Raw genomic sequence first — 12,631 nt, 5'->3', positions numbered from 1 at the left:
TTTTTGGAATTTTTGCGGGCTATTACAAGGAAAAACAGGCAAGCTGGCACCAGAAGCACGAATCTTTACTGTTAGTTTTCAATGCCCTGCAAAGGGTTTTCGTAGGATCTCTAAAAATCACGCTCAGGCTGTCGAAAATCTTTGGATAATTTTCAAATATTCACCGCCTGTTAACTGTTTCCAGGGTATCCCTTTAACTGCAAATAGGCGGAGCAACGGATGACCGAGGAAGCACATTCTTCCACTCACCCCCCACTCCCACCCACCACGGAAGATAGCTGGTTTTCCAAGCTTCGCCTTTTGCGCTCTCGACGCGTAGGCCCGGTGACGTTTCACCGCCTCCTCGCAGAGCATGGTTCAGCGCAGAACGCGCTGGATGCGTTGCCAAAAATGGCACGTGCCGCCGGAATGTCAGGATATGAAATATGCCCTGCAAGTGCGGTCACCGCAGAAGTAAACGCCGCAAAAGCCGCCAAAGCGCGGCTTTTGTGCTTTGATGCTCCGCTCTACCCCCCTGCCCTCTCGCAGCTTAGCTCAGCGCCACCGCTGCTCTGGGCGATTGGCGATTTGCAGCATCTGACCCGACCAATGATTGCCGTGGTCGGCGCCCGCAATGCCTCCTCTTTGGGGACCCGCATGGCCCGTAGTCTGGCCCGGGATCTGGGTGCAGCGGGATTTACCGTGGTGTCAGGTCTGGCGCGGGGCGTGGATACTGCGGCCCATCTTGCCAGCCTGGAAACCGGCACCATTGCGGTTCTGGCCGGGGGCTGTGATGTGATTTATCCCTCGCAAAATACCGACCTGGCCCAAAATATTGCCCGCAAGGGCCTGATCCTGTCAGAACAACCCATGCAGCGCACACCCCAGGCCCGTGATTTTCCCAAACGCAACCGCATCATTGCCGGTCTCGCCCAGGCCGTCATCGTGGTAGAGGCCGCCGGTCGATCCGGCAGCCTGATCACCGCCCGTGACGCGCTGGATCTGGGGCGCGAGGTCATGGCGGTCCCCGGTCACCCCTTTGACGCCCGCGCTTTTGGCTGCAATGCCCTGATCCGCGACGGCGCGGTGCTGGTACGCAACGCCGAAGATGTCATTGCAGCGCTGCCCCCGATGCCATCTGCGGCAACTGGCGGCGTGTCAACCGCTGCACCACCCGCGCCTGAGGTCTCCAAACCCGCGGCATCTGGCCGCAAGGAGACTGTGACAGAAAAACTGACGCAGCTTTCGGCCCTGACCCAGGCTCTGGCGGGGGTGCCGACGCCGCCGCCGGAAAAGCGCAGCCTGAAAGAAACAGCGGCCTTGCATCAGATGATTCTGGCCGGCCTCGGCCCCAGCCCGACGGCTTCCGACCAGTTGATGCGCGATCTGGAGCTGACACCGCAGGCTTTCACCCCGGCGCTGACCGAACTGGAGCTGGAGGGCAAGATCAGCCGTATTCCCGGCGGCCTGCTCACCCGGCGCAACCGCGGGGACAAGAGTGGATAGCCTGCTCCGCAACACCCGCCCGCCCCGTGTCTTTGCGCCCCCCGAGAGGGGCGAAAAATCACCCCAAACATGACGTGGATCAGGTCAGAAAACGCCCCTGACAGCAGTCACACCTCCTGCGTCCAATGCTCTCTCATTGACATTCTCCCCTTGCGCCGCTGAACTTGCGCAGCCATAGAACGCCCGTTAGTGCACTTAAGAGGCCAAAGAATTACATGCCAGTTGTTGTTGTCGAATCCCCGGCCAAAGCCAAAACAATCAATAAGTACCTGGGGTCAGACTATACCGTTCTGGCCTCTTATGGCCATGTGCGCGACCTGCCCGCCAAAAACGGATCGGTCGATACCGACAACGAATTTGAGATGACATGGGAGATCGGCAACGACAGCCGCAAACATGTCAAAGCCATCGCCGATGCGCTGAAAGAAGACAACGAACTGATTCTCGCAACTGACCCCGATCGCGAAGGCGAAGCGATCAGCTGGCACCTGCAACAGGCGCTGACCAAACGGCGCTCGATCAAAAAGGATACGCCCGTCAGCCGGGTGACCTTTAATGCCATCACCAAAGAGGCCGTGGCCGAGGCCATGCGCAATCCGCGTCAGGTGGATATGCCCCTGGTCGAAGCCTATCTGGCCCGCCGCGCGCTCGATTATCTGGTGGGGTTCAACCTGTCGCCGGTTCTATGGCGCAAACTACCCGGCGCGCGCTCGGCCGGGCGGGTGCAATCGGTCTGCCTGCGCCTGATCGTTGAGCGCGAAATGGAGATCGAGGCGTTTAATCCGCAGGAATACTGGTCGGTCAAAGCCAATATGACCACCCCGCGCGGTCAGGATTTTGAAGCCCGCCTCACGGTACTGGGCGGCGATAAGCTCGACAAATACAGCCTGGCCAATTCCACTGCCGCCGAACTGGCGGTGCAGGCAGTATCCAGCCGCAACATGGTGGCTCAATCGGTAGAGGCCAAGCCCGCCTCCCGCAATCCATCTGCCCCCTTCATGACCTCGACCCTGCAACAAGAAGCCAGCCGCAAATTTGGCATGGGCGCCAAGCAGTGCATGAACGCCGCTCAGCGGCTTTATGAGGCGGGTCTCATCACCTATATGCGGACCGATGGCATCGATATGGCGCCAGAGGCGGTGCAGGCCGCGCGCGATGAAATCAAGACACGCTACGGGGCGGAATATGTTCCCAGCTCCCCGCGCATCTACAAGAACAAGGCCAAGAACGCGCAAGAGGCCCACGAATGTATCCGCCCCACCGAAATGGGCCGCGACGCCAAAAGCCTGAAGGTCTCGGAAGAGGACCAGCGTCGGCTGTATGATCTGATCTGGAAGCGCACCCTGGCCTGCCAGATGGCCGGTGCCCGGCTGGAGCGCACCACGGTTGATCTGGGCTCTGACGATGGCCAGGTGGTACTGCGCGCCACCGGTCAGGTGATGCTGTTTGACGGCTTCCTCCGGGTTTATGAGGAAGGCCGCGATGACGTGGTCGACGAAGACGACAAGCGCCTGCCGCAGATCATGCAGGGCGAAGCGATGAAGTTCTCCGCCACCATGGGGCCACAGGCCGACAAGGCTGGCAAAGACGCCTCGATCCTGTCGGACAACAAGGCGGTTCTGGGGCTGCAGCACCACACCCAACCACCGCCGCGCTTTACCGAGGCAACCCTGGTCAAACGGATGGAAGAGCTGGGCATTGGTCGCCCCTCTACCTATGCCAGCGTCATCACCACAATTCAGGACCGCGAATATGTCCGCAAGGACAAGAACCGGCTCTACCCCGAAGATAAGGGCCGCATCGTTACCATCTTCCTGCTGAACTTTTTCCGCACCTATGTGGGCTATGAGTTCACCGCCAATCTGGAAGGCGAGTTGGATGACGTCAGTGCCGGCGGGCGCGACTACAAAGACATCCTGAGCAAATTCTGGCGCGATTTTTCGGCTGCGATCTCAGAAACATCGGATCTGCGGATCTCGGAAGTGCTGGATGTGCTGGACGAAACCCTGGCGCCACAGCTGTACCCGCCGCGCGAAGACGGAACCGATCCGCGCGTCTGCCCAAAATGCGGCGCCGGCCAGCTGCACCTGAAGACCTCGCGCACCGGTGGCTTTGTCGGCTGCGGCAACTACCCCGAGTGCAACTATACCCGCCCCATTTCGGGTGAGGGCGCCGAGGGCTATGAAAAGGTTCTGGGGGAAGACGACGGTGATGAAATTCATCTCAAGTCCGGCCGCTTTGGCCCCTATGTGCAACGCGGCGAGGCCACGCCCGAGAACAAAAAACCACCGCGCTCCTCGCTGCCGAAACAGGGCAAGGAATTCCTGGCCGGCTGGGGTCCAAATGAGGTGACGCTGGAACAGGCTGTTACCCTGCTGACCCTGCCGCGTGAAATTGGCCCCCACCCCGAAGGCGGCGTTATTGCGGCCAATCTGGGCCGGTTTGGCCCCTATATCATGCACCAGCTGCCGGATGAGGAAAAACCCGTTTACGCCAATCTGAAAGAGACACTGGATGTCTTTGAAATCGGCATGAACCGGGCGATGGAGATGATCACCGAGAAGCGCAACAATCCGGGCCGCGGTCGTCGGGCAGCCGCCAAGGCGCTGCGCGAGCTGGGTGAACATCCCGACAGCGGTGGCGCCATCCAGATCATGGATGGCCGGTATGGGCCGTATGTGAAGTGGGAAAAGGTCAATGCCACGATCCCGAAAGAGGTCGAGGTGAAGGATGTGACCCTGGAACAGGCGGTGGAATGGATTGCCGAGAAGGCTGGTAAATCGGGGGCAAAGAAAAAGGCCCCGGCCAAGAAAAAAGCACCTGCCAAAAAAGCGACAGCCAAAAAGCCCGCAGCGAAGAAGCCTGCGGCCAAGAAGGCTGCACCAAAGACCGCCGCCGCAAAGGCCACCACGACAAAGGCCACAGACAGCAACTAACCCCTATCTGTCAGCCCCAAGGTCGCAGTTTGGGGGCGCTGCCCCCGGCCCCCTTTTGTGGGGGGGGCCTCCCCCGAGGTATTTTCGGTAAGATGAAACCCAGCCGTTGCAACGCCTGCTGCTGTAGGATGCGGCGGGCGGGGCCATTTGTCAGACCGGGCTGCTGGCTCCGTAGTAATACGCGCGCTGATCAGTATTATTGACTCCGCGCCGCCTCGGGGCCAGAACCGGGGCAACTGGCTGTTGATGGGAGAACTCAATGAAGAAGATCTATTCCAGCGCCTCTGAAGCACTTGATGGGTTGCTTCATGACGGCATGTTCATTGCGGCGGGTGGCTTTGGCCTCTGCGGCATTCCCGAGCTGTTGCTCGATGCAATCAAGGAGGCAGGCACCAAGGATCTGACCTTTGCCTCCAACAATGCGGGTGTCGATGATTTTGGCATTGGCATTTTGCTGCAGACCAAACAGGTCAAGAAGATGATCTCTTCTTATGTGGGGGAAAACGCTGAATTTATGCGTCAGTATCTCAGCAATGAGCTGGAGCTGGAATTCAACCCGCAAGGCACCCTGGCTGAGCGCATGCGCGCCGGCGGTGCTGGCATTCCCGGGTTCTACACCAAGACCGGCGTAGGCACCGTGATTGCCGAGGGCAAAGAGCACAAGGATTTCCCCACCGGCGCCGACGGCCAGCCTGAGACCTATATCATGGAAGAGGGCATTTTTGCCGATCTCGCCATCGTAAAGGCCTGGAAAGCTGACGAAACCGGCAATCTGGTGTTCCGCAAGACCGCGCGCAACTTTAACGCGCCTGCTGCCACCTGTGGCAAGGTTTGCATTGTTGAGGTCGAAGAGATCGTGCCCACAGGCAGCCTGGAGCCCGACAGCATTCACCTGCCCGGCATCTATGTGCATCGCATCATCAAAGGTGATCACGAGAAACGCATCGAACAGCGCACTGTGCGCCAGAAGGAGGCCTGATCCATGGCATGGGACCGCAATCAAATGGCCGCCCGCGCAGCGCTGGAACTGCAGGACGGCTGGTATGTGAACCTCGGCATCGGTATCCCGACCCTGGTCTCCAACTATATCCCCGAAGGTGTCGAAGTGACGCTTCAGTCGGAAAACGGCATGCTGGGCATGGGCCCCTTCCCTTTTGACGGAGAAGAGGACGCCGATCTGATCAATGCCGGCAAGCAGACCATCACCGAGCTGCCGCAGACCGCCTATTTTGATTCCGCGCAGAGCTTTGCTATGATCCGCGGCGGCAAGATCGCCATGGCCATCCTGGGCGCGATGGAAGTGGCCGAAAACGGCGATCTGGCAAACTGGATGATCCCGGGCAAGCTGGTCAAAGGCATGGGCGGCGCCATGGATCTGGTGGCTGGCGTTGGCCGCGTTGTGGTGGTCATGGATCACACCAACAAACATGGCGACAGCAAGGTGCTGAAAAGCTGCACCCTGCCCCTGACCGGTCAGAAAGTTGTCGACCGCATCATCACCAATCTTGGTGTGCTGGATGTGGTTGAAGGCGGCTTGAAAATCGTTGAATGCGCCGATGGCGTCTCTGAGGAAGAGCTGCGCGCCGCCACCCAGGCCACCATCGTCAACTAAACCCAAAGGGTCCGTCATTCCGCGCTTTGGTGAGGGACTGCTTTGTTAGAGAGGGCTCATCTCATTTTGAGATGAGCCCTTTTCGATTCTCGACAGGACCTAAAGGCGTGGATGCCGACGCAAAACCTGACCTTGACGTAAGGCAAGGGGTCTTCTGAGCAGAGCAGGAAAAATGCTGGGTATGTCGTTTTTAATGCGCCTTTTTCGACGGCATAAAGTCGCTGTGAACACATTGCGGGCAAAATTAACTTGCCAAGCGACACAGGTAGTTTATCCGAAGGCACATATTCAAAAAACACGGCAGGCGCATGACAAACTCCAATGACCTTCCCAAACCGCAGTCTCCTGAGCGGTCTTCGCGCGATTGGGTGAAGATTTTGGCAAAATATCGCGAGCCCAACGAGCTGCGCAGCGGCTTTGAACTGGGGGTCAGCGCGATACCGTTCTTCCTGCTTTGGGCGCTGGCGTGGTGGGCTTTGTCATACAGCTACTGGCTGGCTTTTGCGATCTCGGTGGTAAATGCTGCCTTTTTGCTGCGCCTGTTCACAATCCAACACGACTGCGGCCATGGTGCCTTTTTCAAAAATCGACAGTTGAGCGACTGGGTTGGCCGGATCTTGGGAGTTTTGACCCTCACCCCCTATGATGTCTGGCGCCGGACCCATTCTGAGCACCACAGCGCTGCGGGCAATCTCGACAAGCGTGGCATGGGGGATGTGCACACCCTCACCGTGGCGGAGTATCAGGCGCTGTCGCCTTTTGGCAAGTTGCACTACCGGGTCTATCGCAGCCCGTTCACACTGTTTGGCCTGGGGCCAAGCTACCTGTTCCTGCTGCAAAACCGCATCCCGCTGGGTCTGATGAACAGCCTGCGCTACTGGACCAGTGCCATGGGCACCAACCTGGCCATTCTGGCGGCTCTGGGCGCAATCTGGTACTTTGGCGGCCTGTTGCCCCTGTTGCTGATCTTCCTGCCCTCAACCATTCTGGCGGCCACCGCAGGTGTCTGGCTGTTCTATGTGCAGCACCAGTTTGAAACCACCCACTGGGAAAACGCCGGCGATTGGCAGCTGCATGATGCGGCGCTCAATGGCAGCTCTTACTATGTCCTGCCAGCGGTCTTGCAATGGTTCACGGCCAATATTGGCATTCACCAGGTCCATCATCTCTATAGCCGTATCCCCTTTTACCGTCTCACCGAGGTGATTAAGGATCATTCCGAGCTGGCGATGAAAAACCGGCTGACCATCCGCGAAAGCCTGGCCTGCGCTCGCCTGCATTTGTGGGATGAAAACAGCAAACGCCTGCTGTCGTTCTCGCAGGCGCGGGCCCTCTACGGGTAAACGCCCAATCAGATGGCACATCCATCATGCGGGGCCCATGTGGCCCCGTTTTTTGTGGGACCTTTGTGTATATCAAGACAGCAGGTGATGCCTGCCTGTGCGACAGATCGCTATGAGATCTGCCGAGGCTCTCTCATCATGTCTAGCCGTCATTTCATTTCACCGATCGAAACACACAGCCATCGCTGATCAGCTCTGGCGGTGTCAGGCACAGCGCCCGCGCCACTTGATAGGCCGCAAGCACCTTGGGCACATAGTCACGGGTTTCGGCAAAGGGTGGCACGCCTTGATGAGCCCGTACTGCCCCTTCGCCTGCGTTATACCCCGCCAGCGCCAGAACCGCGTCCCCGGAAAATTCGTCAAGCAGCCAATCCAGGTATTGGATGCCGCCACTGATGTTCTGATCCGCCACCAAAGCATCCGACACGCCAAAGCGCGCTGCGGTATCCGGCATCAGCTGCATCAGCCCCTCTGCCCCGGCGCTGCTCACCGCCTCCGCCTTACCTGCGGATTCCACCGCGATCACCGCCAGCACCAGCGCCGGGGACACCTGGCTATCCGCTGAGGCAATCAAGATCGGCACGGCCTGTTCCTGGATGATTTGCTGCATCAGCTGCAAACCAGGTGCGGAAACCGGAGTTGGTGCGGTCCTGAGCGCCGTCAACGCCAGCTCCAGGCGATTGTGCGTCGGCTCCCCCGCGATCCCGGCTGGAACCCGCTGCCAGAACCAGCCATAGCGGCCAATCTCCCCCGCTGCAGCAGCTGCACTGGCTGCGGCCTGCGGTGCGTCAGCAGCCAGTGCAGGCGCCGTCTGTGGTTCCTGGATCTGAATGGTGATCTTTGGCGGTGTGCCGGGCTTGGGCGCAGCAACGCGTCTGGCTTCAAAGGTTGGAAAAGGCTGCGGCACGTTCCTTGGTGTGCCCGCATCACTCTGTTGGGCAGCGGTCTCTGACACCCCGAGGGCCAGAACAAGGGGGGCAATGAAAAATGTCATCCCCAATAGAGATCTCTTGGTCATTTCACCGCTCAAAACTTAGGTCTTTTTTCCGGCAGACTCACCGATCCCGGCGCAAAAAGCCAGTTTTACCGCCTCAAATCTGGCAGTTTCGCCATATTTGCCGCCTTCCGCCCCAGCAAAGCCCCGAGGATTGACAAAGGGTAAATCCTTAAATCGTTCCATTACAGACACTTACCTGCGATCTTGCCAAAAAGTTAAAATTGGGCAGCGATTTTCAGAATCCGGCCCAATTCCTGCCATGCTCTCCCGGCTATATGTATTCATCCAAGCGACACAGGGTCGGTGAGAGAGAGAGACAGACCCTGAAACGACGTCGCCGGGTAACGCAAAACCTTAGATATCCCTGGAGGGACAACACAATGATCAAATTCATCAAAAACTTCCGCAAAGACGTCTCTGGCGCCGTGACTGTTGACTGGGTTGTTCTGACCGCTGCTGTTTGTGCCCTGGCTGGCGCTGCTTACACCGCGATCGAAACTGGTTCCGGCAACCTGACCGCAGACACCAGCACCTACCTGAGCGGCAAAACTGATACTATTGGTGTTGCTGGTCAGTAATTGACCTTAGCGCGCTAGTATTATCGACGATTGCTTGGGGCCGTGTCTTTGCAAAAGGGCGCGGCCCCTTCCCGAAGCTACATATGAGCGAGGGTTAAATGAAGAAAATTTGGTTGTTTATAGCTAGCGACGACGGTGCTGTGACTGTTGACTGGGTCGTGCTGACTGCGGGAATAATTGGCTTAACAATGTTCGCTTTCAACTCGATGCTTGATGGCACTCTGAGCTTTACAGACGCGGTGATCGAGTACCTGTCAAACTGGGACTTCAGCTAACGCACCCCCATTGGCCAGGCCAAAGGGCTGCACTATTGTCACTGTAAGACTTATCACCTTACCGGTTCTGCCCTTGGCTAGAGCCGGTTCCAAAAGAGAAAGGTCACACAATGCGCGCAGTATTTGGATTAGTCCTTATAATCGGGGTCGCCCTCGCTGGCGGCGCTGTGATGATGGCAAAGAACTACATCTCCGCCTACCAGAACGAACTTGCCCGGGAACGCGCCAATCGTGGCGAAGTGATCCCAACCACAGACGTTTTTGTGGCCAACAGCCAGTTGAAATACGGCGAACGGCTGACCAAAGACCTGGTGCGCAAGGTGCGTTGGCCCAGTGAATCTATCCCCGAAGGTGCCTTTACCTCGCTGGAAGCCCTGTTCCCCCCGGCCAATCCTGGTGATCTGCGGGTGGTGTTGCGGACCATGGAAAAGGATGAGGCCCTGCTGGCAGCCAAGCTGACCAATCCTGGTCAGGATGCCGGCATTACATCGCAGTTGCGCCGTGGCATGCGGGCTTTTGCAATCAGCGTTGATGTGTCCTCAGGTGTGTCTGGATTCCTGCGTCCCGGCGACCATGTGGATGTCTACTGGACCGGCAGCGTGCAGCATGGAGCAAATCGCGGCGGACAAGAGATCACCCGGCTTATTGAACCCAGCATCGAATTGATCGCAGTGGACCAAAGCGCCAGCAGCGAAATCAACGGAGCCACAATTGCCCGCACCGTGACCGTAGCCGTGCAGCCGGAACAGGTGGCCGCATTGGCACAGGCTCAAACGACAGGACGACTGTCACTGTCTTTGGTTGGCGCCGGTGATGATACGGTGGCCTCGGTTGTCGAAGTGAACCAGCGCAGTCTTCTGGGGCTTGGGGAGCAACTGGCGCCAGCGCCGGTCGAACAAAAACGGGTCTGCACCATCCGCACCCGCCGTGGCGCCGAAGTGGTGGAAATCCCGATCCCCTGCACCAACTAAGGCGCAGTGCAAAAAGCAGTGCCCAAACCAGCGACTTCCGGCCAGATCGTCTAGGCCTGTTGATTTGGGAAGGGCTGTGTTCTCAACCAATTAACCTCCAGCACCGGGCTGTCCTTTGGGATGGCCCGGTTTTTCTGTTGCCGCTGCCCCACAGGGAAATAGCTGTAACTCTCCGCCAGAAGCCTTTGATTCTTGCAATAATTCGCAAATTGCCGCAGAGTGTCGCCAAACAACGGGCAAAAAGACCCGAAAATGAGGCGTGATCGGAAAGGCAGGTCACATGAGAATTCGTGGATTTATGGCGGCAGCTCTCACTGGGCTATCGCTCCTCTGTATGGCTGTGCCAGAGGTGTCTCTGGCCAATGGGTTGCGCGTGGTCAAACGCGGCACCTCTGTTACTTTGGATGTGCCGATGAACCGCGCGGTGGTGGTCGAAAGCGATGACCCCTTTGCCGAGCTGAGCATTGCCAACCCCAATATCGCCGATATCTCTTCGCTGTCCGACCGCACCATCTATGTGCTGGGAAAATCCCCCGGTCTGACCACCCTGACCCTGCTGGATGCCTCGGGCAAGCTGATCACCAATGTAAATGTACGGGTGGCTGCAGATGTCTCGGAGTTCAAACAACGCCTCCGCCAGATCCTGCCGGGTGAGCAAATCGAAGTGCGTACCGCAAACGACGGGATCGTTCTGTCCGGCAATGTCTCCAGTGCGGCACGTCTGCAACGTGCCCTGGATCTCGCCGAACGTTATGCCCCCGAACGGGTGAGCAACCTGATGAACGTCGGCGGTGTACAGCAGGTCATGCTAAAGGTGCGCTTTGCTGAAATGCAGCGCTCCGTGTCCAAAGCCCTGCATTCCTCGGTTGCTCTCGGCGGCAGCAGCGGCACCTCTGGTGAAACCGGCCAATGGCTGCAAGGGACCAACGGGCTCGGCAATCCCGTCGAAGTCAAAAACGGCATTGCCGGGGCGCTTGCCTTTCAGTTCGGTGTCGGATCACTTCAGGTTGGCCTGTTGCTGGAAGCCCTGGAGCGCAAAGGCGTGGTGCGCACCCTGGCAGAGCCAAACCTGTCTGCCCTTTCCGGGCAAGAGGCCAAATTCCTTGCCGGTGGCGAATATCCTATTCCCGTCGCCCAAGATGGCGGCACCGTCTCCATCGAGTTCAAACCCTTTGGTATCGAGTTGAACTTCGTTCCACGGGTCGTGGATGGCGATCTGATCAATCTTGAGCTCAAGGCCGCTGTTTCTGCGGTTGATACCAGTAACTCGATCACCGCAAATGGTCTTGACGTGGCCGCGTTCTCGCGCCGCGAAACATCGACCACTGTCGAGTTGCGTGACGGTGAGAGCTTTGCTGTTGCCGGACTGGTGCAGGATGACTTTTTGGATCAGACCTCACAGGTCCCGTGGATTGGCGATGTTCCAGTGCTGGGCGCCCTGTTCCGCAGCGCCGATTATCAGCGCAATCAAACAGAGCTGGTGATTATTGTCAGCGCCCACCTGGTCACCCCCACCCGTGGCGAGGCCCTGAGCCTGCCAACCGACCGCATCAAACCCCCAAGTGAGTCCGAGCTCTTTCTCTTGGGCCGCACGGTTCATTCCCAAAAAGGCCCTGCCAGTGAAGTTGCCAAGCAAGACTTCAACGGCTCTTACGGCTATGTGATGGACTAAAGCAAAGGATGACCGGGAAAATGATCAAAAGCGTAGCGATCCTGGGGCTGTTCCTAAGCGCCACAGCCTGTAGCCACAATCAGGCGGGTGAACCGCTGGACAGCAGCCTGATGGGCGCAGCCACCGCCAATAACACGGCGATGATGCGCGGCGAAGGCGAATATGCCATTCAGCTGGCCGCCCGGTTTGCCGAAGAAGTGCCAACCACTATCAATTTTGGCTTTAATGAGGCCCGCTTGGATGGTGAAGCCCGCGCGGTGCTGGATCGCCAAGCGGCATGGATAAAGCAATTCCCCGAAGTCCGCTTCCGGGTCTATGGCCACACGGATGCCGTTGGCGGCAACAGCTACAACAAACGGCTTGGCCTGCGCCGCGCCCGCGCTGCCGTCAACCACCTGGTGAGCCGTGGCATTGATCGCCGCCGCCTGGAGGCCATGGTGTCGCAAGGGGAAAGCCAGCCGCTGATCCTGACCCAGGAACCGGAGCGCCGCAATCGCCGCACCGTCACCGAAGTAAGCGGCTTCCTGAAACGCCACCCTTCGGTGCTGGATGGCAAATATGCGCAGATCGTCTATCGCGACTACGTCGAAAGCGCCGTTGTCCCCACAACACTGACCGCTGAGCAATCTCTGCCCACCGCTGGGGAATAATCTGGCCCTAACGGCCCGCCAAGTTCTTAGAGTTTTAGGAACCCTTAACAATTCCCAATAATTGGGGCTTTTTGGCCCCAATCTCGCCCAGATCTTCACCGACATTGATCCT

Annotated in this window: 11 protein-coding genes; 10 read left to right on the top strand and 1 reads right to left on the bottom strand. The window is 58.3% G+C overall.

Translation table 11 applies throughout. The features are described from left to right. The first annotated feature begins 219 nt into the window (after window positions 1-219). The 5 genes from dprA to JZI28_RS03665 all read left to right on the top strand — a co-directional run bounded on the left by dprA (window position 220) and on the right by JZI28_RS03665 (window position 7,376). Complete coding sequence (dprA, locus tag JZI28_RS03685) at window positions 220-1,485, top strand: DNA-processing protein DprA (RefSeq protein ID WP_375699271.1); 1,266 nt, start codon at window positions 220-222, stop codon at window positions 1,483-1,485. Between the two features lie 215 nt (window positions 1,486-1,700). Beyond that, window positions 1,701-4,421 carry a type I DNA topoisomerase gene (gene topA, locus JZI28_RS03680; RefSeq protein WP_295447719.1) on the top strand — a complete coding sequence of 907 codons (2,721 nt, stop codon included), beginning with the start codon at window positions 1,701-1,703 and terminating at the stop codon, window positions 4,419-4,421. 259 nt (window positions 4,422-4,680) lie between these two features. Then, window positions 4,681-5,400 (top strand): CoA transferase subunit A, encoded by a 720-nt coding sequence (locus JZI28_RS03675; protein WP_297340385.1) that lies wholly within the window; start codon window positions 4,681-4,683, stop codon window positions 5,398-5,400. Window positions 5,401-5,403: 3 nt separating this feature from the next. Next, the gene (locus JZI28_RS03670) at window positions 5,404-6,033 is read left to right on the top strand and encodes a 3-oxoacid CoA-transferase subunit B (RefSeq protein ID WP_297340384.1); all 630 of its coding nucleotides are present in this window, start codon (window positions 5,404-5,406) and stop codon (window positions 6,031-6,033) included. 308 nt (window positions 6,034-6,341) lie between these two features. Further along, on the top strand, window positions 6,342-7,376 hold the full coding sequence (locus JZI28_RS03665) for a fatty acid desaturase (RefSeq protein WP_295447710.1): 1,035 nt from the start codon (window positions 6,342-6,344) through the stop codon (window positions 7,374-7,376). A gap of 154 nt (window positions 7,377-7,530) precedes the next feature. Here JZI28_RS03665 and JZI28_RS03660 read toward each other — a convergent pair whose 3' ends face one another. Next, window positions 7,531-8,394, bottom strand: a complete 864-nt coding sequence (locus JZI28_RS03660; protein ID WP_375699270.1) for a lytic transglycosylase domain-containing protein — start codon at window positions 8,392-8,394, stop codon at window positions 7,531-7,533. A 359-nt stretch (window positions 8,395-8,753) separates the two neighbouring features. Between JZI28_RS03660 and JZI28_RS03655 the strand changes: the two genes are divergently transcribed. The 5 genes from JZI28_RS03655 (at window position 8,754) to JZI28_RS03635 (ending at window position 12,519) form a co-directional block, all read left to right on the top strand. Next, entirely contained in the window at window positions 8,754-8,951 is a 198-nt protein-coding gene (locus JZI28_RS03655; RefSeq protein WP_375699269.1) for a hypothetical protein, read from the top strand. Between the two features lie 98 nt (window positions 8,952-9,049). Then, on the top strand, window positions 9,050-9,226 hold the full coding sequence (locus JZI28_RS03650) for a hypothetical protein (RefSeq protein ID WP_348154417.1): 177 nt from the start codon (window positions 9,050-9,052) through the stop codon (window positions 9,224-9,226). Between the two features lie 110 nt (window positions 9,227-9,336). Continuing rightward, the gene (cpaB, locus tag JZI28_RS03645; protein ID WP_375699268.1) at window positions 9,337-10,197 is read left to right on the top strand and encodes a Flp pilus assembly protein CpaB; all 861 of its coding nucleotides are present in this window, start codon (window positions 9,337-9,339) and stop codon (window positions 10,195-10,197) included. Between the two features lie 280 nt (window positions 10,198-10,477). Further along, a complete protein-coding gene (locus JZI28_RS03640) occupies window positions 10,478-11,869 on the top strand; it encodes a type II and III secretion system protein family protein (RefSeq protein WP_375699267.1) in 1,392 nt (463 codons plus the stop codon). 20 nt (window positions 11,870-11,889) lie between these two features. Beyond that, window positions 11,890-12,519 (top strand): OmpA family protein, encoded by a 630-nt coding sequence (locus JZI28_RS03635; RefSeq protein WP_295447692.1) that lies wholly within the window; start codon window positions 11,890-11,892, stop codon window positions 12,517-12,519. The last annotated feature ends 112 nt before the right edge of the window (window positions 12,520-12,631 follow it).

This window comes from Pseudophaeobacter sp. TrK17, assembly GCF_042192375.1.
GTDB lineage: Bacteria > Pseudomonadota > Alphaproteobacteria > Rhodobacterales > Rhodobacteraceae > Pseudophaeobacter.
The sequence above is the reverse complement of the archived record's forward strand: the minus strand, read 5'-3'. Positions and strand labels throughout refer to the sequence as shown.